This is a genomic window from Neobacillus sp. DY30, assembly GCF_030123065.1.
Taxonomy (GTDB): domain Bacteria; phylum Bacillota; class Bacilli; order Bacillales; family Cytobacillaceae; genus Neobacillus.
This window is the reverse complement of sequence record NZ_CP126093.1, coordinates 686,111-712,135: the sequence shown is the minus strand read 5'-3', so window position 1 is coordinate 712,135 and position 26,025 is coordinate 686,111. Positions and strand designations below refer to the sequence as shown.

The following is a 26,025-nucleotide window of genomic DNA, read 5'->3' as shown; positions in this document are numbered from 1 at the left end:
ATTCAAATGTTTACGGGAAGTCATTATTAAATCATTAATATTTCCCTAATATCTTCTTCGGTTAGAGTAGAAGATCCTTTATCCTTCGAATCAATAATTTCTTCTATTAATTCTCTTTTTTTCTCCTGCAGTTCATTCATTTTTTCTTCTATAGTACCTCGCGCAACTAATTTGATGACTTGCACGATATTTGTTTGCCCCATCCTGTGTGCCCGGTCCGCTGCTTGCTCCTCGACTGCTGGATTCCACCATAGATCGTAGAGGATAACCGTATCTGCACCGGTTAGATTAAGGCCCGTTCCTCCTGCTTTCAAGGAAATTAGAAAAAGGTCACACTCTCCTGCGTTAAATCGATTTGTGAGCTCAAGCCTATATTCTGAAGGGGTTTGTCCATCCAGATAAAAGTAAGTCTGCCCTTGAAGCGCCATTTCCCTGCCGATTAGCTGGAGCATTTTCGTGAACTGTGAAAATATCAACACCCTTCGTCCAGCTTGCCGGGATTCCTCTAAAATCCTAAGCAGCTGTTCAAATTTAGCTGAACTCCCTTTATAGCCATCAACGAATAGAGATGGGTGGCAGCAAATCTGCCTGAGCCTTGTCAAACCAGCAAGAATTTTTATTTTGTTTTTTCGAAGTGTGTCTTTATCCAAATGCTTAAGCGTGTCATGTCTTAGTTTTGCTAAATAAGCTCCATAGAGTTTCTTTTGTTCTGGCAGCAATTCCACAAAGTCGACAGATTCTATTTTCTCCGGCAGCTCTGATAGTACATCTTCCTTTAATCTTCGAAGTAAAAATGGACGGACCCTTCTCGCAATCTGCTTTCTCGTTAAGTGGCTAAAATCCCTGAGTCCTTGAAATAATTCCGGAAGGATAACATGAAAGATAGACCACAGCTCCTCTGATGAATTTTCAACAGGAGTGCCTGTTAAAGCAAAACGGTGGTCTGCTTTAATTTTTTTAACCGTTCTTGCTGTTTGCGTTATCGGGTTTTTAAAAGCCTGTGCTTCATCGAAGAACACAGTATGAAAGGTTATCTTCTCGTACCAAAGGATATCCTTTCGCAGCAGAGGATAAGAAGTTATAGCAATATCTGCATCCAAAATCTGTTTTTGTTTCGCTGTCCGTTCTGGTTTAGTGCCATCTAAAATGACAGCTTGCACTCCTGGAGCAAACTTTCTAATTTCGCTAAGCCAGTTATAAGTTAATGACGCTGGACAAACGATTAGAACCGGCTGGTTTTTTTTACGAATGAGAGAAAGTTCTGAAAGGATATAAGTAATACTCTGAAGTGTTTTCCCCAGTCCCATATCATCTGCAAGAATTCCTCCAAACCCATAACTAGCAAGTGTTTTTAACCATTTATAGCCATGCACTTGATAGTCCCTCAGAATCGGCGCTGTCAATTCCGGTACCTCAAACTGCATATTACTTGGATTTTGGATGGTATCTAAAAACTGACGGAACGATTCTTCAAGTGTAAAGGAGTTATCATCAACGGAATCAAGCAGCCTTAATCCCCAAACAATTGGTACATTCAACCCTGCTTCTAGATCCTCTGCTTGTACAGGTGCTGCTTTTAGAAAACGCTGGATTTCCTCAAATTCTCTCGTTTCTAGGGAAAGAAGCGCACCATTCCGCAACCGATAGTATTTTCTTTTTTCCTCAAGCGCAGATAAAACTTCTTTTATCTGTTTCTCCGGAATTCCATCCATATCAAATTTAAATTCCAGCCAATTGGTTCGTTCTTTTGATACCTTAACTCGAATCTTCGGAATACTATTTTCCTTAAAGATTCTAGTCCTGACTGCAGTCGTTGCATAAATTTGTACAAGCTTTTGCATCTTAGGGACAACGTGATATAAAAACTCATACTCCAGCTCTTCGTTATGCAAGTAGTAGCCGCTTTCTGTCGTAGCAAATGAGCTATCTTCCATCAGTTGGATAATTTGATTTTCTTTTTCAACGTCCCTTATTAGTACGAGACCGTTCTGCAATTCTCGATTTTCTAACGGGTTGATAACGATATTACCGTATTGAAACTCCAAGCCTGCCAGCAGTCGATTTTTCAACCGATCTAAATATAGTTTGGCAACTAAAGGGGTTTTTCTATTAGTGCTCATTATATTGAGAGGAAGTTCAACCTTACCGAGTCTTTTTAAACCTGGGACCACGTTATCTAAAAAATAGTCTATCTGTTCTTCAGGAATCTCAATTTGATTTGTTTGCGAAGCTTCCAACATTTCTTTAAGGTTTGCCAAGCGTTTATTATCCGTATCTTCTAGCCCAATGAAACTATTCTTATATAGAACAAAGTGGTAAGAATCCATTATAGTTAGATGATTCAAGCCTTTTATTCTTAGACGGAAGCCTCCGCTCACTGAAGTCGTAAAGATAAATTCCAGCGGCAGCATTTTTTCCGTTACAACAACACCTTCGTATGTTCCCCCATCATTTTCAACTTTTACTTGTGGAACCTTTACCAGCAAGGGTAGGAGTTGATTAAGGGATGATGGAGGTATGAGCAAAAGATCCGAAGGTAGCGTTTCTTCTATACTGTCTGCCAATGCCTCCGCATATAATTTTTCATCTTGAAGTACAAGGAAAAGCTGCTGGATGACATCATCTGTCTCTTTATGAAAACAATGAAGACTTGTTTGGAAGACAAAGGTATCGGATAGTGCACTCGGAAGCCCCTCTTTGATCTGAGAGAGAAACTGACGAATATTCTCCACTTTTTCTTGCTCTATCTCCATTTCTATTCCAAACAGCTTCCTACCCTTTCCAATATCCACAGGTTTACACAGAAAATTTGCTTTCAGCACCTGTCTATTCTCGAAATGAAGCTGGTGCCTGCTTGGCCTTTTGGGTTGGTCTGTGAAAAGAGTAAGCAACCCTTTTGTCAGTGCATCACGAGTGGAAGGATCGACCTGGTCACCCAATCGTACCCTAGGCATTGTTCCCTGCTGTTGATGATCATAAAGAGACAGCAGCACGGCCGCGATATGTTGACAGTCGTTTTTTACAGATACAAGAGTTGGACAGCTGCAGGTTGTACGAAGGTCACCGCTCTCATCTTTATTTAGTATGACATAGAAATCTTCCGTGCCTTTAACCGTCGCCTCACAACGGTTATTGCTAATATAATCAAACAAAACTTTCCCTGCTCTATAAAAAGAATCCCCTCGTTTAAAGGAGACAGTTCCGCACATTTCTTTAATCTGTTTCTGACTTAGAGTAATATTCAAAATGCCCCGCTCCTCTCCAAGGTAAGTCAAGGAAACCTTTCTATCCTACACAGTAACCAAACCTCGTGAAACTACAACTGTCCATTCCACACGGACAGTGTCCACGAGTGGTGCCTGTCACCATACAATGTGTCACCAATCTATGTCACCATACAAATTGTCATCATACACCATAACAGTTGACTGTTACATTACACTGGTTATCATTATATCAAATCTTTTTAAATTTATTATAGTGATTGACGGTGCAAGGCACCTGGTTTATCGTTGTTTATGGATGGGGGATGAGAAGTTTGGCGAGGTTATATGGGGCTTTATTTACGCTTAGTTTAATTTGGGGTACGTCTTTTTTATTTATTAAGCTCTTAGTGGAGCCGCTTGGTGCTTGGGGAGTTGTTTTTGGCCGATGTTTATTTGGGACCGTTATTCTTTTACTGATTATTGCTTTCCGAAAGGACTGGAAGGATGTTAAAGAGTTGCCATTAGGTATGATTATTCTTGTTTCACTCCTCAATAATGCGATTCCTTGGTATTTAATTGCGCTAAGTGAGACGAAAATTACTAGCAGCTATGCCTCATTAATAAATGCAACAACACCGATTTGGACACTGATTATTGGTTTTGTTATCTTTCACAATAAATTACGGTTGTTCCAGTGGCTAGGGATTGCACTAGGCTTCTTTGGAATCATCATACTGTCTGGCGTTGATTTTACGAATTTTACGGAACAGTCTGTTGTTGGTTTAATCACGATGGTCGGCGCTACTCTCTGTTATGGTTTTTCAACACACCTGACAAAGAAATACTTAGTAAATGTTAGTGTTACGATGATTTCCGTTAGCACACTAACAGTTTCTGCAATTTTTAGTTTCATTATGGTACTGTTCACAAACACATCCATTTTTACTATGATGCTTGAGCCTTCTATTTTTTGGGCATTAGTGGGTCTTGGTGTTTTTGGTTCTGGGATTGCCTATCTTCTGTATTATTATTGTATTCAAAAAGGAAGCCCGGAATTTGCCTCATTGGTCACATATCTAGTGCCGATATCCGCCATGCTCTGGGGTGCGGTCATTCTTAAGGAAGAGATTCATTTAACTATGATTACAGGATTTATTTTCATATTAGGCGGAGTGTATGTTTCATCTAAAAAACCGAAAGAAAAAAATGTTCCAATTAGTAAGACCGCTTAATAAATATGCCTAATCCCAATGATAAGGGATTAGGCATTTGTTTTTCACCCTACAGAAATCATTCCACGTATTCTAGAGCAATTTCGTTTGTGGTAGTAAGTTCTAAGTCTTTGGGTATCTTTAAATAAAGGATGCTGGTTCCGTCAATAAAGTTGTTTGTATCACTGAAATCGCCTTTACCGGTGAATTGGTTGATTGGGAATGCTTGTTGGAATTGCGAGAACTCCAGTTTTATTTTTGGAGGATTTTCAAGTATCAATGTGTTTTTATCAATATTTATTCCAAGCGGTTGCATTAAATCTGATATAGACATCTCATTTAAACCTGAACCCGTTTGATAATGGAGAGCCTCAATTTTCTGGTCATTGGTTGTTTTTCTCTCCACAATAATTGAGGCGCTAAGAAAATCCTCATTTACGACTGCAATATCTAACTGTTTTTCTGTATAATCAAACTTCCGGTTCTTTACGATGTATTTACTATGGACGTTTTCAATATTCCCTGATATTGCTGCCTCATACAACTCTTCGCTATCTTTTTCCAATTGATTTGCATCAATCTTTTGGTAGGTTATTTCCCCCTTCGGCAGCAAAGGACTCAATCCCGTACAAATAAGCAAAATGCTTAGATAGCCAACAAACATCCAGCGAATGCGATTCCCAGAGAAAAATACCTTGCTGCTGCGCTTAGTTAAATTGATCAAAAGAGAAGTAATTGCAATTACCATGATGACTACGATGACGATTGGCACAAATGATAGCATTTATCTTACCTCCATTCGATTCGATAGGAGTGCAGATCCCGAAAAAAGCAAGGCAGCCAAAACCCCTATTTTAACCATAAATACAGCCAGAGATCTTTCCTCAAAAATAAATTCAAAAACGAATTTAAAAATGGATTCATTCATTGTTCCTGCACCTAGTATCAATATCCCAATAAATAGGACTGGCAGCAAAACAGCAAATCCCTTATGAAGCTGAACGAGTGTTCCTACGAAATAACCGATTGCAGAGAAAAGTAAAACATAAAGGATCGTAGCGATAAAACCGATCATCCACTCAGACATTTCAGTAGGTGTATATAGGTATTCACTTTGACCAAATACATACATCAATATCCTCATTACATGATTCGAAAGCAGCGCGGTTAATCCTCCAACCAAACTTATCGTCAGTAAAAACAGCATATTGGATAAGTTACTCGACAATCTATTCGTAATAAACGCAAAATCATCGTTTCGATAGGCCTGAGTTGTAATTAGTATGGAAGTAATGAATGCCCATAACATCGTGAAAATCACCACGATGTCAGCAGAATAGTAATGCACATCAATTTCAAACGTATTACTGCTGGTGCCCATCATTCCCACTCCATTAAATGAGAACAAAATGCCTAAAACCTGAATAAACACTAGTGACATGAACACTTGAATGTAAGCACGAAGCTTATAAGAATATTGTTTTTTTACAACCTCTTGTAAACTAATCCTTGATAAAGACATCGTCAATTCCCCCTTTCGTGTTACTGGTTAAATACACACATAGATCACTTGATGAAACCGGGGTGATCTCAAGTCCTGGTGCTTTTGCCCGCTCGGTGTAAGACTCAGCATCATGATGTTTTACTACTGCGTACATTCGATCGAGACCAATGTTCTTAGAATGAAGGAGTTCACGATTCTTCACCCACTCCTCGACAGCAGTGGTCAACCCTTGAACCCCAATTGCATATGCTTTTAGATCTTCCATTTCGATATGAAGAAGTTCTTTTCCATCTTTAATAAGCAAGACATCTTCTAATAAATCTTCTATTTCATTTAGATGATGACTTGAGAGTAATATGGTTCGGGGAAAATCAATGTAATCTTTTAGCAGTGCACGGTAAAAATCTTTCCTTACCGCAGCATCCATTCCGGTTGTTGGTTCATCAAACATGGTTAAGGCACAGCGTGCAGATAAACCTACAATCGTATTGAAAGTACTTTTCATTCCCTTCGATAGGTTGTTATATTGTTGATTGTGCTGAAAGGAAAAGTAGTCAAAAAGACGATCAGCAAGCTCATGGTTCCAATTTTCATAAAAGGTGGAGGAGATATTTAGTATTTCTTTCAAACTCAATGCTGTTGGAAAGTTCATTTGGTCATTAATATAAATAACATTGGCCGACACCAATAAATTGTTAAAAGGCTTTTCTGAAAAAACCTTTACTTCACCTGAAGTCTCTCTAAAATAACCAGCAATAATTTTTAAAAGTGTCGTTTTGCCCGCACCATTTCTTCCTATTAAACCCGTAATCTTATTTTCTTTTATTTCAAAAGAAAGATTGTTCAACGCTTTTGCTCCACCATAAACTTTGGTCAATCTTTTACACTCAATGATATTCATTCCCCTGCCTCCTCTACTTTAACATCTTGTATCATTTTGATTAGTTCCTCTCTGCTTACATTCAACCGTTCTGCCTCCATGACTATTTCAAGAACTAATTTTTTTAAGGTTTGATTTTTTCGTTTGCTCAAGATAATCTCCCTCGCATTTTTTGAAACAAACATACCGAGCCCGCGCTTTTTATAGAGAACATTCTCTTCGACCAGCAGTGTTAACCCTTTCGCAGCCGTGGCTGGATTAATCGTAAACATCTCTGCAAGCTGATACTGAGAATAAATTTTTTGATCACTCTCAAAGTTTCCGTTCAGAATCTCTCTCTCCAGCCATTCGGAAATTTGCAGATATATCGGCTTCGTTCCGTCCATATTTAGAATCAACCTTCTTCCTCCTCTCTGACATAGTACATTACTGTTGTAATGTACTATACCATTCTATTTTCCAAAAAACAATATATTTTGGATATTTTTCCAATTTAACCACAACAAAAAAAGCCAGATTCCTCTGGCTTTACAGTTAATAGCGTTATAACACCAATCGGATTTGATTACCCGATGGGTCACTCGTGACATAATAATCTGCTTCTTTTTCCACACTTGCACCTAGTTGGTTTAAGCGTTCAATCGCTGCTTCTCTCACCGCATAATCTGGAAATACGAGTGTATACCAGTTTAGTCCTGCACTGTTTTTCGGTGGAGTTGGAGCCCCAACACCCTGCCATGTATTAATGGCAATATGATGGTGGTAACCTCCTGTGGATAAAAATACCGCCTGTGGATAATGGCTTACTATATTAAATCCCAGCCCTTTTGTGTAAAACTCCTCTGCTTTCTGTAAATCTCCTACATGAAGATGAATATGACCCATAATTGTTCCAGGAGGCAAACCCGTCCATTCCGCGTCACTTTCAGCCAGGATTCCATTTCCATCTAGTTCCACTGTTGCCATGTCCACCAAGCCATCTTTCCACGTCCATTCATTCGAAGGACGATCTCGGTATACTTCTATCCCATTTCCGTCCGGGTCGGTTATGTAAAGTGCCTCACTCACATAATGATCCGCAGCACCGAGCGGGTATCCAGTGCCAAGAAAATGACGTAAAAAAACAGATAAATCCGCACGGCTTGGCAGGAGGATCGCAAAGTGGTAAAGTCCTGACATTCCTTCTTTCTTTGGTATCACATTTTCAGGCTGTTCCAGCGTTACTAACGGTGTTTTTCCATCAGTAGTTAAAACGGCTTTCCCATTTGTTTTCTCTAGTACCTTAAAACCCATAATATTTTGATAAAAAGTTAGAGCATAGTCTAAATCTTTCACTTTAAGATTGACTTCACTGCTATAAATATTTGGACTCTGATGAAAACCTTCCATCGTTTTATCCCCTCCATCTCACTGTATTTATATTATTCATTACCTCAGAAAAGAAATTCATTGTTCACATTTATATTAGAGATGTTCCTTAATTTATTGCAAAATAAACGCTCTATAAAAAAATAACTCCGTCTTCGGGTGCATTCGTCCGGAGGATCGCACCCTAGTTGAAAAATAAGCGGAAAAATTCCGCTTAATTAGTGAATATAATAAAAAAAGGCTTCATTAGACGGAGATATTCCGCCTATTCACTCGAAAAATTAGAAAATGGGAGATTTTGCTTTGCATAAGCGGAAAACCTCCGCTTATTTTCTCCGAAACGAGCACCGTTTTGCAGTTAACCGGAAAACCTCCGCTTAATCGTTTTACTAGTTACCCAATTAAGGCCAAGACTCTAGATAAAAGCCATATTACCAATTTACAAATCATTAAAATAATTTAATTTTTCTTAACAATTCTTTACACTCCCTTAATTAACATTGGGTATTGGACTGCCTATAATCTAGGAGAAGATACAAATTGAGCTAAAAGGGAGAATGATGAAATGGATCGCCGTTTATTTTTAACCTATGTTGGAAGCAGTACTGCCGCACTCGTTGCAGCTTCATCCGGAATTGGGACTTTAACTGGGAACGCAATGACTGGAAACCACTTATTAAATGGACAGCCTTCAGGAAAGGGTAAATCACTTACTGCCCCGTTCAAACCAGTTAGTCGTACATGGGAGAACGATATGGTCCTTCCTAACGGATACAACTATTCAATTATTGCTTCTTATGGAGATAAGATTAATTCGAAGGGTGAAATTTTTGGAGATGCAGCTGACCTAACTGTTTATTTTCCAATGGATAGCTTAAAAGGCGGCAACAATTCCGAGGAAGGCTTGATTTGGGTCAATCATGAGTTCCCTGAACCAGGAAACTATATGAAGATGTTAGGAATCAACGAAGCTGCTTTTAAAAAGGAAAATCTAGCAAACTATCCTGAGCTATTAAAAATGGAAAAAGAAGCTGTCGGTGGTTCTGTCATCCATGTTAAAAAGGAAAAGGATGGCTGGAAACTTGTTTTAGATGATACATATAATCGCCGTGTCGATGGTAATACTCCAATTGAATTAACTGGTCCCGCACGTGGAAGCAAGTATGTAAGCGGAGCAACGAGTGTAGTGGGTTCATTAGGAAATTGCAGCGGCGGCCGCACTTTATGGAATACTGTTTTATCTTGTGAAGAAAACACAGAATACAGCGATGACTATGGCTGGCCAAATTTTAATGACAATCATTATGGCTGGGTTGTTGAAGTAGATCCATTCGACCCAAACAAACCTGTACGTAAGCATACTGCCCTTGGTCGTTTTGCCCACGAAAATACTGCAATGGGCTTAACCAATGACGGCAGAGTGGTTGTTTATATGGGTGATGATAAAGGTGATGCGTGCTTCTATAAATTTATTAGCAGCAAGAAATTCAATCCTGCCAATCGTGAAGCCAACTTTGATATTTTAGAAAGCGGAACATTATATGTGGCAAGTATGAGTCAGCAAAAATGGATTGCTCTCGATCATGCAACCAATTCCAAGCTTCAGAGTCAATTTGCTGACCAAGCTGATGTCTTAACAAATGCACGCGCAGCAGGTCTTGCTGCAGGCGGTACAAAATTAGACCGTCCAGAAGATGTGGAAATTCACCCTCATGACGGATCTGTCTTCTTAGCCCTAACGAATAACACTGGTCACGGAAATTTCCATGGACAAATTGTTCGTTTTGTTCCGGCAAACGGTGACCACGCTAGTGAATCCTTCACATTTGAAGTGTTTGTTGCCGGCGGTCAGCAAAGCGGAATTACTTGCCCTGATAACCTGCACTTTGATAGCAAAGGCAATCTCTGGGTGGTTGAAGATTATTCTGCAACAGAAACCAATCAATATGCTGCCTATAAAAACTGTGGAGTATTCATGATACCAACGGATGGTAAAGATTACGGGGAACCTTTCCAATTTGCTTCAGGTCCAAAAGGCTGTGAAGTAACAGGACCATGGTTAACTCCAGACGAAAAAACATTGTTCCTAGATGTACAGCATCCAGAAACATGGAATCCGTACCCTGGGCAAACCTTCGGACGTTCTTGTTTAGTAGCGGTACAAGGTGGAAGCTTTAAATAACCACTTGGAAGGGGCACAACTCATCATGTTTGTATGTTCAAACCACGTTAAAGATGCCTTGAAGCATATGTATGTTCCTCATATTAAGTTAATTCCAGAGGAAGAAAGCTATCGTTGTCATCTTTGTAAAAACAAAGCTAAGTATAAGCTATTTCAATATTGCTATCAACGCAATCAAACAAAAAAAGCGATCTAAAGGAGGGTACAACAATTATGCTTCAGAACATAGGCATCCCCGGTTTAATACTTGTTTTAGTGATTGCATTAATCATTTTCGGACCTTCAAAATTACCGGAATTAGGACGTGCTGTAGGTTCCACCTTAAAGGAATTTAAAAAATCGACACGTGAATTGGTTTCGGATGAGGACACTAGTAAAGTACAGCCAAAAAAAGAGGAAAAGACGATTTAATACTTATCTCGAGAAGATGCAGGCAGAAAATGGTGCTTGCGTCTTCTTTTTCTAAGGAGGATTTACAATGTCTAATCATGATATGGCTTTGATTGGCCATTTTGAAGAATTACGTAAACGACTGATCATCATACTCGGGGCCTTTATGGTTTTGTTTATTTTATCCTTTGTCTATGTTCAAGATATTTATCAATGGCTGGTTCAGGACCTAGATGTACAGCTCGCTATTTTAGGGCCAAGCGATATTTTATGGGTATATTTGATGCTTTCCTGTGTGGTGGCCATTTCAGGGAGTATTCCAATAGCAGCCTATCAAATTTGGCTTTTTGTCCGTCCTGCCTTGAAAGATACTGAACGAAAAGTAACATTAGCCTATATTCCTTCTTTATTCCTTTTATTTATTGTTGGAATTAGTTTCGGATACTTTATCATTTTCCCGATCGTTTATCAGTTCCTTCTCTCGATGTCAGAGGATATGTTTATGACCTTTTTCACCACAGAAAAGTATTTTACGTTTTTACTGCACATGACCCTGCCTTTTGGATTTTTATTCGAACTTCCAGTGGTAATCATGTTCTTGACTAGTCTTGGGGTATTAAATCCATACAGATTACAAAAGATTCGCAAGTACTCTTACTTTGTTCTCATCGTAACCGCTGTATTAATCACTCCGCCGGATTTTCTATCTGATATTTTGGTAGTCATCCCGTTAATCTTTTTATATGAGTGCAGTGTGTTATTATCGAAAGTAGTTTATAAGCGAAAACATAAATTAAACTTAGCAGCATAATAAAAATGTTGGCTGTGTTATATTGGGCAGTTGATTTGCGCTCCAGGCGCTATGCTTTCCGCGGGCTCGCCCGTGAGCCTCCTCGGTCGTTCCGACCTGCGGGGTCTCACTCAGCTCGTTCATCCCGCAGGAGTCAAGCGCCTTCCGCTCCAATCAACAGGTTCTAAAATCATCAGTCTACTTTAACACAGCCTAAATATAAAAAAGACTTTGAGGCACGGTCCCCCAAAGTCTTTTTTCATTTTAGATATGCGGCCAGCCTTCTACATCCCAATACAACGGTTTGATCCGCAATGTTGGTTTTCCTTTTTTCAGAGAATCGTAGGCATGGTTGACTAGAAGGGATGAGTCACCGGAAAAATAGACGGCACAATGTCCTGGTCCGATCCATCTCTCATCTCCTGCATCGATGAGTGTACCTCCGCCTTCCATCATTGATACCCCATCTCGATCGAAATACGGTCCTGTTATATTCTTTGATCGGCCAACGACAATTTTATAGGTACTCTCAAGTCCACGGCAGCAAAAATCAAAAGATACAAACTGATAATAATAGCCGTTACGGTAGACAATGAAAGGCGCCTCAATCGTATTCGGCTGTTCCGTTCTGCTTGAAATAGATAAGAGCTGCGCACCCTCTGCCGGCTTCATCGTTACAGGGTCCAATTGGATGAGCTTGATTCCGGACCAGAATGACCCAAAATTCAACCATGGTGTACCTTCTTGGTCGAATATTAAATTGGCATCAATCGCATTGAAGTTGTCAGATTCACTTGAATGAATAACATATCCATGGTCCACCCATTTGTAATCAGGATTATCAGGGTTAAGTGTGGTATTGGTTACTAATCCGATGGCGGACGTATTCTTCCCAAAGGTAGATACAGAATAGTAGATATAATATGTTCCATCATGGAAATAGATATCCGGAGCCCAAATACTTTCTTCCTCTTTTTCAGGAACATACTGTTTAGACCATTCAGGTAATGACGGAAATATCTGTCCTGCCTGCTTCCAGTTAACCCCATCTTCAGATGTTTTTATTTGGACACCATTTCCAGTATGAAACACATACCAGGTAGACCCTTCCTTCGCTATAACCGGATCATGGGCCCATAAATCACCTTTCAAGTCCCACTCTATATCATAAAAACTTATGTTCCCGGTGCGTTTTGAGTTATTCATATTTTCATCCTCCAAGTGTTTGAATTACAGGTGATAGATAAAACGTTCTCCAGGTGCCATCATATGAAACTTTTTATTTGGATAATGATTAAACAAGTAATCTACAAAATAAGCAGGATTGTCCCGATTATTGGGAAACAAATCATAATGAATCGGAATAACCAGGTCAGCATCTACCGTAACTGAAAACTCCGCCGCTTCACGAAAGCTCATGTTTCCAACTATTTCTCGTGATGCACGGAAATAGTCTCCACCATTAATCGGCAGGAATACAACATGAGGTTTGAATTCTATGATCTTTTCTATTAATTCTGGGGTGACAATCGTATCACCGCTATGAAACAGGCGAACACCATTTACTTCTAGACCATAACCTAAATATAGATGATCACCATTTACATCAACTTGATAATCAGTATGTGCTGCTGGAAAAGGTGTAACCTGAAATCCCTTAATATGAAGAGATTCATTCGCTTTTGCAGCTACTATGTTTTCGTTTCCTGTTTCCGATTGGACCATTGATACGAGCGGTGCTGGAACAACCACCTTATTTTGTCCGACTTCTCTTAACGTGGCAAAATCCAAATGATCGTCATGTTCGTGAGTAATTAAAATCGCATCTGCGTTTTCCAGCATGCTTGGAGGAAGAACAGGTGGAAACGCCCGTTTAAATTCTGTTTCAGGATTTGCCTGTTCAATGCTGTTTGATAGGTAGGGATCAATACAGATTAATCCATCTTCCTCTCTGCCTTTCATCAAGATTCCTGCCTGTCCTAAATTCCAAAACGAAATAGCACCTTTATGAATTCGCGTTTCATTAATTTCTGTTACTAAAGAATCCCCATGTTTATAGACCTTCATTAACAACCCTCACCCGCTTTTTATTGAAAGGCTGTGTTAGAGCCCTTATTGATTTTGTAACATTCCCACTTTACCCAGATCACCATTCACCCTTGATTTTGGGCAAACAGAACACAAATCAACCGTCAAGTCTAACAAAGCCTATTGAAAAATTGCTACCTTAATGGCGCAAAGTCTTTTACTTCTTCAAGAATTGAATCTATCGCTTGTAAAACATCCTGCTCCAATTTGATATCCACCGCTTTTACATTTTCTTCAATTTGCTCCGTCCTGCTCGCACCAATAATTGCTGAGCTAATGATAGGATGGCGGAGAATCCATGCCAATGCCAACTGACTTAACGTAACCCCTAATTCAGAAGCTAATCCATTTAATTTCTGTACCACTGTCAGAACATCCTCCCGGAAATAGCTATTGATGACAAAATTAGTCGCATCATTCGCGGCCCTGCTATCCGCTGGTTTTTCTGTATTAGGCTTATATTTACCTGTTAATATTCCCTGCGCTAACGGTGAGAAAACAATTTGGCCAATCCCTTTTTCGGCCGATATTGGCAGCACTTCATCTTCAATATATCTTTCAAACATATTGTAAATAGGCTGATTAGAAATAATCGGTCTTAAGCGATACTCCTTGCCGATCCCAACAGCTTTCTCAATTTGGGCAGCACTCCATTCACTTACACCTGCGTAAAGGATCTTCCCTTGCCTGATTAAATCATCAAGAGCCAGCAATGTTTCCTCCATCGGTACCTCTGGGTCATAGCGGTGACATTGATAAAGGTCAATATAATCCACGCCTAATCGTTTTAAACTAGCATCACATTGTTCGACAATATGTTTTCTTGATAGTCCGCGCTCATTCGGACCAGAACCCATCGGGAAGAATAGCTTTGTTGCCACAACGTATGAACTTCTTGGATATTCTTTTAACGCCTCACCCAATACCTCCTCTGTCTTTCCACCTTCATAGGCATTGGCTGTATCAAAGAAGTTAATCCCAAGTTCATATGCTTTATGAATACAATCATGTGCAGTGAGATTATTGACCGCTTTTCCATAGGTAAGCCAGCTGCCTAATCCAATTTCACTAACTTTTAATCCACTGTTTCCAAGTCTGCGGTATTTCATTTAACGTTCTCCTCCTCAGTTTTTAACTAGTAATGGCTTGCTTTTTATCAACGAGTACTTTCTTTTCCCACGCTCTGCTTTTCCATCTAAAATACATAACGATTCCTCTGAACCATTCATCCGCTATAAAGGCAATCCAGACTCCTGCTAACCCTATACCAACTTGTATACCCAATAAATACGACACAGGAACAGCAATTCCCCACATCGACAGAATTCCCATTTTTACGGTAAAAACCGCATCACCGGTAGCACGAAGCGAGTTAACCACGATAAGGTTCAATGTTCTTCCGGGCTCAAGAATTAAACATAATAATAAAAGTGTACTTCCGACTTTAATAATTTCCGGATCATCTGTGAAAAGACCCATAATGGCTTCTCTAAAAATAGCAATAAGTATTGCTATAACAATAGTAATAATAAAACTTACTTTTAAGCTTTTTAGTAGTTGCTTATAGGCCCCTGCAAAATCGCCAGCTCCTACACGATAACCGATTAAAATTTGTGTTCCTTGGCCAACAGCTAATGCAAATAGCATTATAAAGGACATGATATTCCATGTGTAAACACGGGTAGACAAAGCTGCTGCGCCGAGAAGAGCAGTAATTGCCGTCATCGCCATCTGGCTCGTATTGTAACTAAGTTGTTCCCCTGCAGCAGGAATGCCTATTTTCAGTATTTTTTTAATATGCGTTAATTGGAAATCGATATAATCATTCCATTCAATTCTGATAGGGAGTCTCTTATACATGAACCAAAACGCGAGAACTAATGCTGCTGCACGACTGAAAGCAGTCGATAGCGCCACTCCTTTAACGCCCATTTCAGGAAATCCAAACCAGCCATAAATGACTAAGGCATTTCCTATCAAATGGATAAGGTTCATCATGACTGAAACGAACATCGCTTCCCTTGTGAAGCCATTTGACCTCAAAATGGCAGAAACAGTAACGAGCATTGCTTGAAGAAATAATGTACCACCCACGATGGATAAATAATCATAGCCGATCATGGCTATGTCCTGATCAAGGTGAAATATATTTAATAACGGTCCTTTAAAAATGACAAACAATACACTGACAACCAAACCCATACCCAGATTAATCGTTAAGGAGATCGCAGATGCTTGTTTGGCATCCTTTTTTAAACCTGCACCTAAATACTGCGAGATTAAAACCGCTGTTCCTGTGGCTGTAAAGTTAAATAGGAGAATAGCAAAAAAGACTAGTTGATTTGCTACACCTATTGCAGCGACAACATCATCAGAAATATGGGATAGCATGATGACGTCTGTACTTCCCATAATCATTTGCAGAAACAATTCGATAAATATCGGCCATGTTATGGCACGCAGAGTCATACGTCTTTCCTGTGAATCTTGTAAACTTTCCATCTTGCTGCCCGCCTTTTTTTACAGAAAGGGTTCATATCAAAAAGCTGATATGAACCTTATCGTTCGTCAATTATTTATTTTGGGAAACCGAAGTTTGGTGTGCCATCAGGATTCCAAGTAAATTCCTTTGCACAGGTATGGCGATTCGGATCGTATAACGGATCGCCGACAATCTCTGTGTAGTTTCTTACATGGTAAACCAAAACATCCTTGCTTCCATCTTCTGAGACCGTAAAACTGTTATGACCTGGACCGTATTGTCCTGTTTCATAATTCGTTTTAAACACAGGCTCTGTGGATTTACTCCAAGATGCCGGATCCATTACGTCACTGTTTTCATCTGCAGTTAATATTCCCATAGCATAATTTTCATCCGTGGCACTGCCAGAGAAGGAAATGAAGATTTTCCCGTTCCTCTTTAAGACTGCAGGTCCTTCATTTACCCAGAATCCAATCGTTTCCCAATCAAATTCTGGTTTCGTAATCATGACTTGAGGACCCTGAATCGTCCATGGATTTTCTAATGGAGCGATATAAAGGTTTGAGTTTCCCCTAATGTGTGGATCCTTTTGTGCCCATACAAGATACTGCTGGCCTTTATGCTCAAATGAAGTCGCATCGAGGGCAAACGACTCCCAGTCCGTTTTGATTTGTCCCTTTTCTTCCCAATTACCGTCTAAAGGATTAGTAGATTTATTTTCAATGACAAACATGCGATGTTGAAAAAGTCCATTTACAATTTCCTTTGATGGTGCAGCTGCATAATAGATATACCAATTTCCGTTGATATAGTGGATTTCTGGTGCCCAAATAAGCGCACTCAATGGTCCCGTTTCATGCTTACGCCATGCAACTACAGGTTCCGCTTCTACTATTCCTTTAATTGTTTTAGACCGCCTAACTTCAATTCGGTCATATTCCGGAACGGATGCGGTGAAATAGTAGTAGCCATCTGTGTGCTTGTAAACCCATGGATCAGCGCGCTGCTCGATAATGAGATCCTCTGCTCTTTTAGCTTCTTCGATTGTTACTCTTACCATAAAAATCTCCCTTTTATCAATGATGACTTATTTTCCATCTAGAACCGGAGTGCCAAAGTTAGGCGTTCCATCTTCATTCCACGTAAACACTTGTGCACGTGTATGACGGTTTGGATCCCATAGCGGGTCACCGACGATTTCACGGTAGTTACGTGCATGGTAAATCAGGATGTCTTGACTGCCATCTTCTGATACTGTGAAACTGTTATGACCAGGACCATATTGACTGTTTTCCTCGTTTGTTTGGAAAACAGGTTGTGGTGACTTTTTCCATGATTTCGGATTAAGCAGGTCACTGTCTTCGTCTGCTGAAAGCAAGCCCATGCAGTAGTTATAATCCGTAGCGCTGGCAGAATACGAAATAAAGATTTTTCCGTTTCTTTTTAAAACAGCCGCGCCCTCATTCACTAAAAATCCAATTTTCTCCCAATCATATTCAGGTGTTGTAATCATTACTTGTGGACCTGTAAGTGTCCAAGGGTTCGCCATCTTTGCAATGTAGAGGTTGGAGTTGCCTTCGATTTCAGGATCTTTTTGAGCCCAAACATAGTATAAATCTCCATTATGTTCAAAAGTGGTCGCATCAAGAGAAAATGACTCCCAAGCCGTTTTTACTTGTCCCTTTTCAACCCAATTTCCTTCGAGCGGATTTTGTGAGTCGTTTTCAATTGCATACATCCGATGGTCAAAAATCGCGTCCTTATGGGCCGCTGCAAAATAGATGTACCATTTGCCTTCAATAAAATGAATTTCAGGAGCCCATATATTTGCGCTCATGATTCCATCTTCATGTTTCGTCCAAGCAACGACTGGTTCTGCATCGCCTAATCCTTGGATTGTTTTTGACCTTCTTACTTCAATTCGGTCATATTCAGGTACTGAAGCAGTGAAATAGTAGTATCCATCTGTATGCTTATAAACCCAAGGATCGGCACGCTGCTCGACGATTGGATTTTTCAACGTTTCAACTTTTTGCATGATACTTCACCTTTCCTTTCAAAATCATGGATGTATAAGGGTGCTGCTTTCTGCTGCAGCATTCATAAATTTTAAAGCTGTGTAACGATTTCTTAAGTTATGTGCGTTTTGTAAGCTTGCGGCAACCAGCTGTTCATCAATACCTAGCTGTTCCGGCAATGTTTCCCCGCCTGTCTGCGTTAACAGATTCTTTAGGTGTTCGGGGTTGGGTATTTCTTGATAGATTTTCATGATTTCTTTGAGGTTCTCTTGTAACTTTCCTGGCTGTAACCGAGCTGATTCAGAAAGTAAAGGAAGAAACCGTTCTTTATATACTTCCGCAAGCAGTACCGTTGTTACGCCGACTTTCGCACCGTGAAGCACAGCAGGGCGCTTTTGCTTTAAGAATTCCATTTCCCAATAATGTGAGAGGTGATGTTCGCCGCCAGAAGCAGGATGTGACTGTCCAAAAATCAGCATGGCTAACCCTGACTTGATCAGCGCTTCAATTAGAATCTGAATTCCCTCTTCATCCGCTTCAGCAATCTTTTCTACATTCGCCGCACATGCCTCTAACGCCTCGCGGGTAATTGCAGCAACCAGCGGACAATAGGGTTCACCCTTTACAAGATGGCCAAATCTCCAGTCAGCAAGCGAAGTATATTTGGCCAGCATATCACCAAAGCCTGCTGCAACCATTTTTCGTGGTGCTGCCATAAGTACAGCTAAATCTGCAAATACGGCAACCGGAGCTGTCATTTGGAAGGTCGTTTTGACACCCCTGACAATTAACGGAGCCCCCATTGATGTAAATCCATCTACAGAAGGTGCAGTAGGAACTGAAATGAATGGCACTTTTATTTTTGTACTGCAAAAACGCGCAATATCGTGAAGGGTCCCTGCACCTACGGCAATAATGACATCCGTTTCAACCGGTATTTCTAATAATGCTTGAACTAAGGAAGTTTCGTCAGCGACAACATCGTTATTTTCATCCGGTGTAATGATGCTAAGAGATACTCTGATACCCGTTTCTTTCAATGTTTCAGATAGACTTTTGCCTGCAGCTTGATGAGTATTTTCATCCGCGATAATGACGGCATGATTAAATCCCTTAGTAATGACAAAGGCAGCAAGTTCTTTGTAAACACTGTTTCCAATCAAGATTTTTTCTATTGGAATAGGATGATGGTGATTTCCACAATCACAGTTTTGAGCCAGAGTCATGAGTTCGGCCATATCGTTTTCCACTTAAATTCCTCCTGCTCCATTGAAACAGTATCAGTCTTCTAAGTTCCCAAATTTATAGATGGTCACGGAAGAATACTCTTTATCTTTTTCTAAAATCCAAGAAGGGAACTGCGGGTGATGGATCGCATCCGGTAGTCCCTGAGTCTCTAAGCAAATACCCAAGTACTTCCGTGATGGTACCCCAGCAATCTCTCCTTCCGATTTCATCATATTGCCAGAATAGACAACCACTCCTGCTTCATCTGTTTCAATTGTTAAGGTCCGTCCACTTTCGATGTCTTTTAGGACAATTTCTTTATCATGTTGCGTATTTAGTAGAAATGGATGGTCATAGCCCGCGCCAGCTAATTGATTTTGCGGGTGGTCTGACTCCACTCCCGTTTGAATTATTCTCTCTGTTGTAAAATCAAATGCTGTACCTTTCACATCCAGCATTTCTCCAGTAGGAAGCAGTTCATCATTTAACTCAAGAAACTTATCGCTTTTAATTTGCAGTGTATGATTTAAAATGTCTCGTTTTAAATTTCCACTTAAATTGAAATAAGAGTGATTCGTCATATTTAGCAGTGTGTTCTCATCAGACACGCCAGAATAACGAATGGATAGTTCATTTTCATTATTCAAGGAGTAAGTAACCGAAACATTTAAATTCCCAGGATAACCCTCTTCACCATTCGGGCTTAAATAAGTGAAGCCAATACCAATCTCCTGTTCATTTTCGATGACTTCGCTTTCCCAAACAATCTGGTTAAATCCTTTATTTCCACCATGCAGATGATTATTATTTTCATTTTTCGCGAGTGTGTATGTTTGTCCGTTCAAATCGAAGGAACCCGCCTTAATTCTTCCAGCGACACGGCCAATGGCAGCGCCTAGAAAATAAGGATCATTTTCATATTCGTTCAACGTGTCATATCCAATAACAATATTTTCAAAGTTTCCATCTTTATCAGGGGTTATGATTTTTGTAATAATACAGCCATAATTAATACAGCCAACTTCTACTCCATGATCATTTACGAGAGTAAATAAAAAAACAGTTTGGTTATCTTTCCTTCCAAACTCCTCTTTCAAAATCTTCATAGCGTTCAACCCTTCCTTAAGAAAGATAAAATAGAAAAAATCATTCCATACCTCTCCGTTAACAAATGTAACAGAGCAGGTATGGAATGGAGCGATATTAGTTACGCTTCGCCAGGCGGATTACATTCCAAGATAACTTAGGTAATACCGCGGTAACTCCGCCATTTCCAGTTCTTGCATTGCCATTAGAATGCGGGGCAACTGGTGTACCTTGAGCAGAGTTCGTTTGTTTTAGATTGCCGTCATTTTCTAAAACAATATGCTCGACTACTTCATAACCCTCAAAGTTACGGATGTCGACAGCAAGTTCTAATCCTTCTTCTAAATGACGGTTTAGAGCAAAAATTGTTAATGTTTCATGTTCCTCATTGTAAACAGCTGTTGACTCTAAATATGGTACATCCGTGAAATCCTTACTGTCATACTTAGGACTTGAAATAATTGGGTTTAACGAAACGCCGCGTCCATATACAGAAGTATGCATATAAGGATAAAAGATCGTTTGCTTCCAGGCAGGTCCATTTTCTTCTGTCATAATGGGTGCAATAACATTAACCAGCTGAGCCAGACAGGCAATTTTCACACGGTCTGCATGCTTCAAAAGCGTAATCAGCATACATCCAACCAATAAAGCATCTTCAAAGTTATAAATATCTTCTAATTGAGGCGGTGCAATACTCCATGGCTCAATTTTTTTATCTGCCTCATTGCTGTGATACCAAACGTTCCATTCATCAAAGCTGAGGTTGATTTTCTTTTTCCCGCGTTTTTTCGCTTTAATATAGTCAGCAATTGAAATAACCGATTTAATAAAGTCATCCATTTCTAGGGACAAGGCTAAATAGTTAGAAATATCATTGTCACGGTTGCCGTAATACTGATGAAGTGAGATGAACTCTACATGATCATACGTATGGTCAAGTACCGTTGCTTCCCAGTCAGCAAATGTCGGCATATTGCGGTGTGAGCTGCCGCATGCAACCAGCTCGATGGTAGGGTCTACCCACTTCATGACTTTAGCAGCCTCTTGAGCAAGGCGGCCATATTCAGCAGCAGTTTTATGCCCGATTTGCCATGGTCCGTCCATTTCGTTGCCGAGACACCAAGTTTTAATCTTGTAAGGGTCCTTTACACCATGAGAAATACGAAGGTCACTATAATAAGAACCGCCTGGGTGGTTGCAATATTCCACTAGATTCCTAGCTGCATCAATACCACGGGTTCCAAGATTCACAGCCATATTTACGTCAGCATTGACTAACTGCGCCCATTTCATGAACTCATTGGTACCCATTTCATTGGTTTCAGTTGTACGCCAAGCTAAATCTAAACGACGCGGGCGGCTTTCTACAGGGCCTACTCCATCCTCCCAGTTATAGCCGGAAACAAAGTTACCGCCAGGATAGCGGACAAGTGGCAGTTGAAGTTCCTTCACCATTTCAATTACATCCTGGCGGAACCCATTTTCATCGGCTTGCGGATGTCCTGGCTCATAAATGCCGCCATAAACGGCACGGCCTAAATGTTCAATAAAAGAACCATATATACGGTTATCAATCTCAGAGACTTTAAAATCTTTTTCTAAAATCATTTTTGCTTTATTATTGGCCATGTTCCCTGTTCCTTTCTACTATCTGATAAGTTTGTCAAAAGCTTAGGCTTCATTTCTATAAAACTATTCGTATTTAACCAACCTTTTCCCATTTTGGCTTTCCTGCAAATGGACAGCTTTTGTTCTTAAACTTGGCACGATAGCGGACAATACATCCACTATGAGCACAAGTGGTGCCATATTGAAGAGAAGGGCAGCTTTCACAAATCTTTAATCGTTCTGAGTAGAGTTCGTCCGATACAATAACAGATAAATCTTCTTCCGTTTCCTTAACAAGCTCCTGGATGACTTCCTCTGTTACCATCACACTTTCAACGCAGCCTTTACATAGATTTTGCTTACTCACTGCCAGTTCCTCCTCGTATTTTATTTAACCGCTAATGTCACAACAGACATTGCTGGAAGTTTAATTGCTAATTTATTATTTTCAACCGTGACTCCTGTGAACGTAGCAGGTTTTACAACCTCTGGCTGCTCAAACGTGTTATGTGCATTCATAGAGTCAGATGTAATGATGGTTCCTGTAACGTTAGTATCCACACCAATTACTCCGCGGAGGTCTAAGTCTAAGACTGCTTCGTTCTGATGGTCAATATTACATAAGCTGATGTGAACGATACCCTCAGCATTTTTCGAAGCAGATACAGTTACCTGTGGTAACGTTTCTCCGTTATATTCATAACTTCCAAATGTAGAATCAACTGCAAGCAGTTCAGCATCTTGGTGAACTTTGTACATATCAAATACATGGTAGGTTGGCGTAAGAATCATCTTCTCGCCTTCTGTTAAGATCATCGCTTGCAAAACATTGACGGTTTGAGCAATATTCGTCATTTGAACACGGTCAGCATGGTTGTGGAAAATATTAAAATGTAACCCAGCTACTAGTGCATCACGGATGGTGTTTTGCTGATATAAGAATCCTGGATTGGTTCCAGGCTCAACATCAAACCATGTTCCCCACTCATCAATAATCATGCCAATTCGCTTATCTGGATCATATTTATCCATAATCGTGCTGTGTTTTGTAATTAACTCATCCATATGAAGTGCTTTCTTCATCGTGATGAACCACTCGTCTTCAGGGAAGTCAATTGCAGATCCTTTGCCAAGCCAGAAATCTCCTGGAATTGTGTAATAATGAAGACTTAAACCGTCCATTAACCAGTGAGCGTTCTTCATTAACACTTCAGTCCAGTTATAGTCATCCACATTTGCTCCGCCGGCAATTTTATAGATTTTATTGCCGCCATAGTTACGTACATACGTTTGATAGCGGCGATAAAGGTCTGCATAATATTCCGGACGCATATTACCGCCGCAGCCCCAGTTCTCGTTCCCTACACCAAAGTATTTTAATTTCCAAGGCTCATCGTGGCCATTTTCCCGGCGCCAGTTTGCCATTGGCGATTCACCTTCAAATGTCATATATTCAACCCATTCAGACATTTCTTGCACCGTACCGCTTCCAACGTTTCCGCAAATATACGGCTCACAATCTAATAATTCACACAACAGCATGAATTCGTGTGTTCCGAAGTGGTTGTTCTCCACAACACCGCCCCAGTGCGTATTCACCATACGCTTACGGTTTTCTCTAGGGCCGACGCCATCCTTCCAGTGGTACTCATCAGCAAAACAGCCGCCCGGCCAGCGAAGAACCGGCACTTTAATATTCTTTAATGCTGCTAATACATCATTGCGGATACCCTTTGTATTTGGGATCGATGAATCTTCGCCTACCCATATTCCTTCATAAATACATCTGCCTAAATGCTCGGCAAAATGACCATATATATTTTTATTAATTTTACCCTTAGTAATATCGGCATTGACAATGACATTATTTTTCATAGAGTATTCCTCCAGTCAGTAATAAAGTTAAAACTTCTCTTTGATTCTCTTAATAATGCTTTCTGCAGTAAATCCATATTCTTTTGCAATTCTGTCTCCTGGTGCTGAAGCTCCAAAAGTAGATATTCCTATGACTAGTCCATCTCTGCCGACATATTGTGCCCAGCCTTGAGGTGAACCTAACTCAATTGCAACATTTAGTTTAATTTCAGAAGGCAAAATGTAATCTTGATATTCTTTTGACTGCTGATCAAATAACTCCCAAGATGGCATGCTGACCACTCTGCCGCTAACTCCTTCTTTTTCTAAGCCTTCTTTTACTTGAAGAGCTAACGTTAATTCAGAACCTGTAGCAATAAGCTGGACAGTTGGAACCTCTTGCTCAGAGTTGGCAACAATGTATGCCCCTTTACTAACTTCTTCATTAGCACTTTCAGCTTCAATGTTCACAGTAAGGTTTTGTCTTGTCAGCACCAATGCTACTGGGCCATTTTGATTTTGAATTGCAAATTTCCAAGCCGCTGCCGTTTCATTCGCATCTGCAGGTCGTAAAACAGTGACATTTGGAATTCCGCGCAATGCTGCCAGCTGTTCAATCGGTTCATGAGTCGGACCGTCCTCACCGACAAATATACTGTCATGTGTGAAAACGTACGTTACCGGTAGGTTCATGAGAGCCGATAATCGAATCGCCGGACGCAGGTAATCAGAAAATACAAAGAAAGTTGATCCAAATGGTTTTACTCCGCCATGAAGCGCCATACCATTTACGATTGCGCCCATCGCGAACTCACGAACACCATAGTAAATATTTCGGCCAGCATAATCAGCTGGTGAGAAACGGCCTAGGTCTTTCATGTGCGTCATTGTTGAGGATTCTAAGTCAGCAGAGCCGCCAATTAAGTTAGGAACTTTTTTCGCCAGTGCATTTAATACTTGCCCTGAAGCCACCCGAGTTGAAATAGAAGCACCTTTTTCATATACCGGCACGTCATTTGCCCAATCAACAGGCAGCTCACCCTTGATTTCTTTTTCAAGACGATCTCCTAATTCCGGATACTCTCGTTTGTATTCAACGAGCAATTGATCCCACTGCTGGTTTGTTTGAATACCATTGTTTTTTACTTCCTGCCATAATTCTTTAACCTCTTCAGGAATATAGAAGTCTTCTTGCGGTACCCCGTAAAATTCTTTTGTCAGTTTTACTTCTTCAGCACCCAGCGGTGATCCATGAGTTCCTCCATGGCCGCCTTTTCCACCTTTATTCGGACTGCCATAGCCAAGTGTTGTTTTGATTTCAATTAAAGTTGGTTTTGAAAGATCCTTCTTTGCCTCAAGCAGCGCAGCTTCTATGGCTGCAAGGTTGTTTTCTTCTTCTACTCGAAGTACCTGCCAGCCATACGCTTCAAAACGCTGACCGACATTTTCAGAGAATGATAGATTTGCTTCCCCATCAAGGGTAATATTATTGGAATCATAAATTGCAATAAGTTTCCCTAATTGCAAGTGGCCCGCAAGAGAAGCTGCCTCTGCAGAAACACCTTCCATTAAATCTCCATCCCCGCAAATTGCATATGTATAATGATTAATCAACGGGAAGTTTTCTCGGTTATATACTGCTGATAAATGAGCCTCTGCCATTGCCATGCCGACAGCCATCGCAATCCCTTGACCAAGCGGTCCAGTTGTCGCATCTACCCCAGGAGTGTGACCAAATTCAGGATGCCCAGGTGTTTTACTTCCCCATTGTCTAAACTGCTTTAGATCATCAAGTGAAACTTCGTATCCGCTTAAATGAAGTAAGCTATATAGCAACATCGATCCATGTCCTGCGGATAATACGAAGCGATCACGGTTAAACCACACAGGATTAGATGGATTATGGTTCATCACTTTGGACCAAAGTACATGTCCAGCAGGCGCCATTCCCATCGGCATGCCCGGATGACCTGATTTTGCTTTTTCAATTGCATCAATCGCTAAAGTACGTATCGTATTAACTGCTAACTGCTCAACCTGTAACTTATCAACGGTCTTATCCAAGAAATTTCCTCCTAAAAATACAAAGTCTAATAGCCTTGAGGCTATTAGTTTGTAATAGCCCCAA

The 26,025-nt window shown here is 40.3% G+C and carries 23 protein-coding genes; 5 read left to right on the top strand and 18 right to left on the bottom strand.

Translation table 11 applies throughout. The features are described from left to right. Positions 1-26: 26 nt before the first annotated feature. A complete protein-coding gene (locus QNH29_RS03275; RefSeq protein WP_283863435.1) occupies positions 27-3,245 on the bottom strand; it encodes a DEAD/DEAH box helicase in 3,219 nt (1,072 codons plus the stop codon). A gap of 293 nt (positions 3,246-3,538) precedes the next feature. Here QNH29_RS03275 and QNH29_RS03270 point away from each other — a divergent pair, with 293 nt between their 5' ends. After that, positions 3,539-4,438, top strand: a complete 900-nt coding sequence (locus QNH29_RS03270) for a DMT family transporter (protein WP_283863434.1) — start codon at positions 3,539-3,541, stop codon at positions 4,436-4,438. A gap of 58 nt (positions 4,439-4,496) precedes the next feature. Here QNH29_RS03270 and QNH29_RS03265 read toward each other — a convergent pair whose 3' ends face one another. From QNH29_RS03265 to QNH29_RS03245, 5 genes are all read right to left on the bottom strand, one after another. After that, complete coding sequence (locus QNH29_RS03265) at positions 4,497-5,201, bottom strand: hypothetical protein (protein ID WP_283863433.1); 705 nt, start codon at positions 5,199-5,201, stop codon at positions 4,497-4,499. After that, complete coding sequence (locus QNH29_RS03260) at positions 5,202-5,939, bottom strand: hypothetical protein (protein WP_283863432.1); 738 nt, start codon at positions 5,937-5,939, stop codon at positions 5,202-5,204. Continuing rightward, the gene (locus QNH29_RS03255) at positions 5,920-6,822 is read right to left on the bottom strand and encodes an ATP-binding cassette domain-containing protein (RefSeq protein WP_283863431.1); all 903 of its coding nucleotides are present in this window, start codon (positions 6,820-6,822) and stop codon (positions 5,920-5,922) included. The genes QNH29_RS03260 and QNH29_RS03255 overlap by 20 nt, the downstream gene beginning before the upstream one ends. Further along, positions 6,819-7,199: a GntR family transcriptional regulator gene (locus QNH29_RS03250; protein WP_283863430.1), complete on the bottom strand. Its 381-nt coding sequence runs from the start codon at positions 7,197-7,199 to the stop codon at positions 6,819-6,821. Before QNH29_RS03250 ends, QNH29_RS03255 begins: the two co-directional genes overlap by 4 nt. A 145-nt stretch (positions 7,200-7,344) precedes the next feature. Then, positions 7,345-8,190 carry a VOC family protein gene (locus QNH29_RS03245; RefSeq protein WP_283863429.1) on the bottom strand — a complete coding sequence of 282 codons (846 nt, stop codon included), beginning with the start codon at positions 8,188-8,190 and terminating at the stop codon, positions 7,345-7,347. 544 nt (positions 8,191-8,734) lie between these two features. Here QNH29_RS03245 and QNH29_RS03240 point away from each other — a divergent pair. The 4 genes from QNH29_RS03240 to tatC all read left to right on the top strand — a co-directional run bounded on the left by QNH29_RS03240 (position 8,735) and on the right by tatC (position 11,552). Then, positions 8,735-10,351, top strand: coding sequence for a PhoX family protein (locus QNH29_RS03240; protein ID WP_283863428.1), 1,617 nt, complete (start codon positions 8,735-8,737; stop codon positions 10,349-10,351). A gap of 25 nt (positions 10,352-10,376) precedes the next feature. Beyond that, positions 10,377-10,547: a hypothetical protein gene (locus QNH29_RS03235; protein WP_283863427.1), complete on the top strand. Its 171-nt coding sequence runs from the start codon at positions 10,377-10,379 to the stop codon at positions 10,545-10,547. A 17-nt stretch (positions 10,548-10,564) separates the two neighbouring features. Next, the gene (locus QNH29_RS03230) at positions 10,565-10,762 is read left to right on the top strand and encodes a twin-arginine translocase TatA/TatE family subunit (protein ID WP_283863426.1); all 198 of its coding nucleotides are present in this window, start codon (positions 10,565-10,567) and stop codon (positions 10,760-10,762) included. Between the two features lie 67 nt (positions 10,763-10,829). After that, complete coding sequence (tatC, locus tag QNH29_RS03225) at positions 10,830-11,552, top strand: twin-arginine translocase subunit TatC (RefSeq protein WP_283863425.1); 723 nt, start codon at positions 10,830-10,832, stop codon at positions 11,550-11,552. Between the two features lie 243 nt (positions 11,553-11,795). Here the strand turns inward: tatC and QNH29_RS03220 are convergent, their stop codons facing one another. The 12 genes from QNH29_RS03220 to tkt all read right to left on the bottom strand — a co-directional run bounded on the left by QNH29_RS03220 (position 11,796) and on the right by tkt (position 25,961). Beyond that, positions 11,796-12,737: a family 43 glycosylhydrolase gene (locus tag QNH29_RS03220; protein ID WP_283863424.1), complete on the bottom strand. Its 942-nt coding sequence runs from the start codon at positions 12,735-12,737 to the stop codon at positions 11,796-11,798. Between the two features lie 24 nt (positions 12,738-12,761). Next, positions 12,762-13,598, bottom strand: coding sequence for an MBL fold metallo-hydrolase (locus tag QNH29_RS03215; protein WP_283863423.1), 837 nt, complete (start codon positions 13,596-13,598; stop codon positions 12,762-12,764). 155 nt (positions 13,599-13,753) lie between these two features. After that, entirely contained in the window at positions 13,754-14,728 is a 975-nt protein-coding gene (locus tag QNH29_RS03210; RefSeq protein ID WP_283863422.1) for an aldo/keto reductase family protein, read from the bottom strand. Positions 14,729-14,750: 22 nt separating this feature from the next. Continuing rightward, positions 14,751-16,121: an MATE family efflux transporter gene (locus QNH29_RS03205; protein WP_283863421.1), complete on the bottom strand. Its 1,371-nt coding sequence runs from the start codon at positions 16,119-16,121 to the stop codon at positions 14,751-14,753. 74 nt (positions 16,122-16,195) lie between these two features. Continuing rightward, positions 16,196-17,161, bottom strand: coding sequence for a glycoside hydrolase family 43 protein (locus QNH29_RS03200; protein WP_283863420.1), 966 nt, complete (start codon positions 17,159-17,161; stop codon positions 16,196-16,198). A 27-nt stretch (positions 17,162-17,188) separates the two neighbouring features. Next, on the bottom strand, positions 17,189-18,139 hold the full coding sequence (locus tag QNH29_RS03195) for a glycoside hydrolase family 43 protein (RefSeq protein WP_283863419.1): 951 nt from the start codon (positions 18,137-18,139) through the stop codon (positions 17,189-17,191). 24 nt (positions 18,140-18,163) lie between these two features. Continuing rightward, a complete protein-coding gene (locus QNH29_RS03190; RefSeq protein ID WP_283863418.1) occupies positions 18,164-19,369 on the bottom strand; it encodes a sn-glycerol-1-phosphate dehydrogenase in 1,206 nt (401 codons plus the stop codon). A 30-nt stretch (positions 19,370-19,399) separates the two neighbouring features. After that, a complete protein-coding gene (locus QNH29_RS03185; protein ID WP_283863417.1) occupies positions 19,400-20,452 on the bottom strand; it encodes an aldose epimerase family protein in 1,053 nt (350 codons plus the stop codon). Positions 20,453-20,549: 97 nt separating this feature from the next. Continuing rightward, positions 20,550-22,064 carry an arabinosylfuranosidase ArfA gene (arfA, locus tag QNH29_RS03180; RefSeq protein WP_283863416.1) on the bottom strand — a complete coding sequence of 505 codons (1,515 nt, stop codon included), beginning with the start codon at positions 22,062-22,064 and terminating at the stop codon, positions 20,550-20,552. A 73-nt stretch (positions 22,065-22,137) separates the two neighbouring features. Continuing rightward, positions 22,138-22,410, bottom strand: a complete 273-nt coding sequence (locus QNH29_RS03175; RefSeq protein ID WP_283863415.1) for a DUF6171 family protein — start codon at positions 22,408-22,410, stop codon at positions 22,138-22,140. Between the two features lie 20 nt (positions 22,411-22,430). Next, positions 22,431-23,918 carry an alpha-N-arabinofuranosidase gene (locus QNH29_RS03170; protein ID WP_283863414.1) on the bottom strand — a complete coding sequence of 496 codons (1,488 nt, stop codon included), beginning with the start codon at positions 23,916-23,918 and terminating at the stop codon, positions 22,431-22,433. A 27-nt stretch (positions 23,919-23,945) separates the two neighbouring features. Next, entirely contained in the window at positions 23,946-25,961 is a 2,016-nt protein-coding gene (tkt, locus tag QNH29_RS03165; RefSeq protein ID WP_283863413.1) for a transketolase, read from the bottom strand. Positions 25,962-26,025 lie beyond the last annotated feature (64 nt).

Bases quoted from the DNA above. Each gene is read 5' to 3' on its own strand.
- QNH29_RS03170 (WP_283863414.1), bottom strand. From the start codon at position 23,918: ATGAAAAATAATGTCATTGTCAATGCCGATATTACTAAGGGTAAAATT.
- QNH29_RS03195 (WP_283863419.1), bottom strand. From the start codon at position 18,139: ATGCAAAAAGTTGAAACGTTGAAAAATCCAATCGTCGAGCAGCGTGCC.
- tatC (WP_283863425.1), top strand. From the start codon at position 10,830: ATGTCTAATCATGATATGGCTTTGATTGGCCATTTTGAAGAATTACGT.
- QNH29_RS03255 (WP_283863431.1), bottom strand. From the start codon at position 6,822: ATGAATATCATTGAGTGTAAAAGATTGACCAAAGTTTATGGTGGAGCA.
- arfA (WP_283863416.1), bottom strand. From the start codon at position 22,064: ATGGCCAATAATAAAGCAAAAATGATTTTAGAAAAAGATTTTAAAGTC.
- QNH29_RS03235 (WP_283863427.1), top strand. From the start codon at position 10,377: ATGTTTGTATGTTCAAACCACGTTAAAGATGCCTTGAAGCATATGTAT.
- QNH29_RS03185 (WP_283863417.1), bottom strand. From the start codon at position 20,452: ATGAAGATTTTGAAAGAGGAGTTTGGAAGGAAAGATAACCAAACTGTT.
- QNH29_RS03230 (WP_283863426.1), top strand. From the start codon at position 10,565: ATGCTTCAGAACATAGGCATCCCCGGTTTAATACTTGTTTTAGTGATT.
- QNH29_RS03240 (WP_283863428.1), top strand. From the start codon at position 8,735: ATGGATCGCCGTTTATTTTTAACCTATGTTGGAAGCAGTACTGCCGCA.
- QNH29_RS03265 (WP_283863433.1), bottom strand. From the start codon at position 5,201: ATGCTATCATTTGTGCCAATCGTCATCGTAGTCATCATGGTAATTGCA.
- QNH29_RS03220 (WP_283863424.1), bottom strand. From the start codon at position 12,737: ATGAATAACTCAAAACGCACCGGGAACATAAGTTTTTATGATATAGAG.
- QNH29_RS03210 (WP_283863422.1), bottom strand. From the start codon at position 14,728: ATGAAATACCGCAGACTTGGAAACAGTGGATTAAAAGTTAGTGAAATT.
- QNH29_RS03260 (WP_283863432.1), bottom strand. From the start codon at position 5,939: ATGTCTTTATCAAGGATTAGTTTACAAGAGGTTGTAAAAAAACAATAT.
- QNH29_RS03215 (WP_283863423.1), bottom strand. From the start codon at position 13,598: ATGAAGGTCTATAAACATGGGGATTCTTTAGTAACAGAAATTAATGAA.
- QNH29_RS03200 (WP_283863420.1), bottom strand. From the start codon at position 17,161: ATGGTAAGAGTAACAATCGAAGAAGCTAAAAGAGCAGAGGATCTCATT.
- QNH29_RS03245 (WP_283863429.1), bottom strand. From the start codon at position 8,190: ATGGAAGGTTTTCATCAGAGTCCAAATATTTATAGCAGTGAAGTCAAT.
- QNH29_RS03205 (WP_283863421.1), bottom strand. From the start codon at position 16,121: ATGGAAAGTTTACAAGATTCACAGGAAAGACGTATGACTCTGCGTGCC.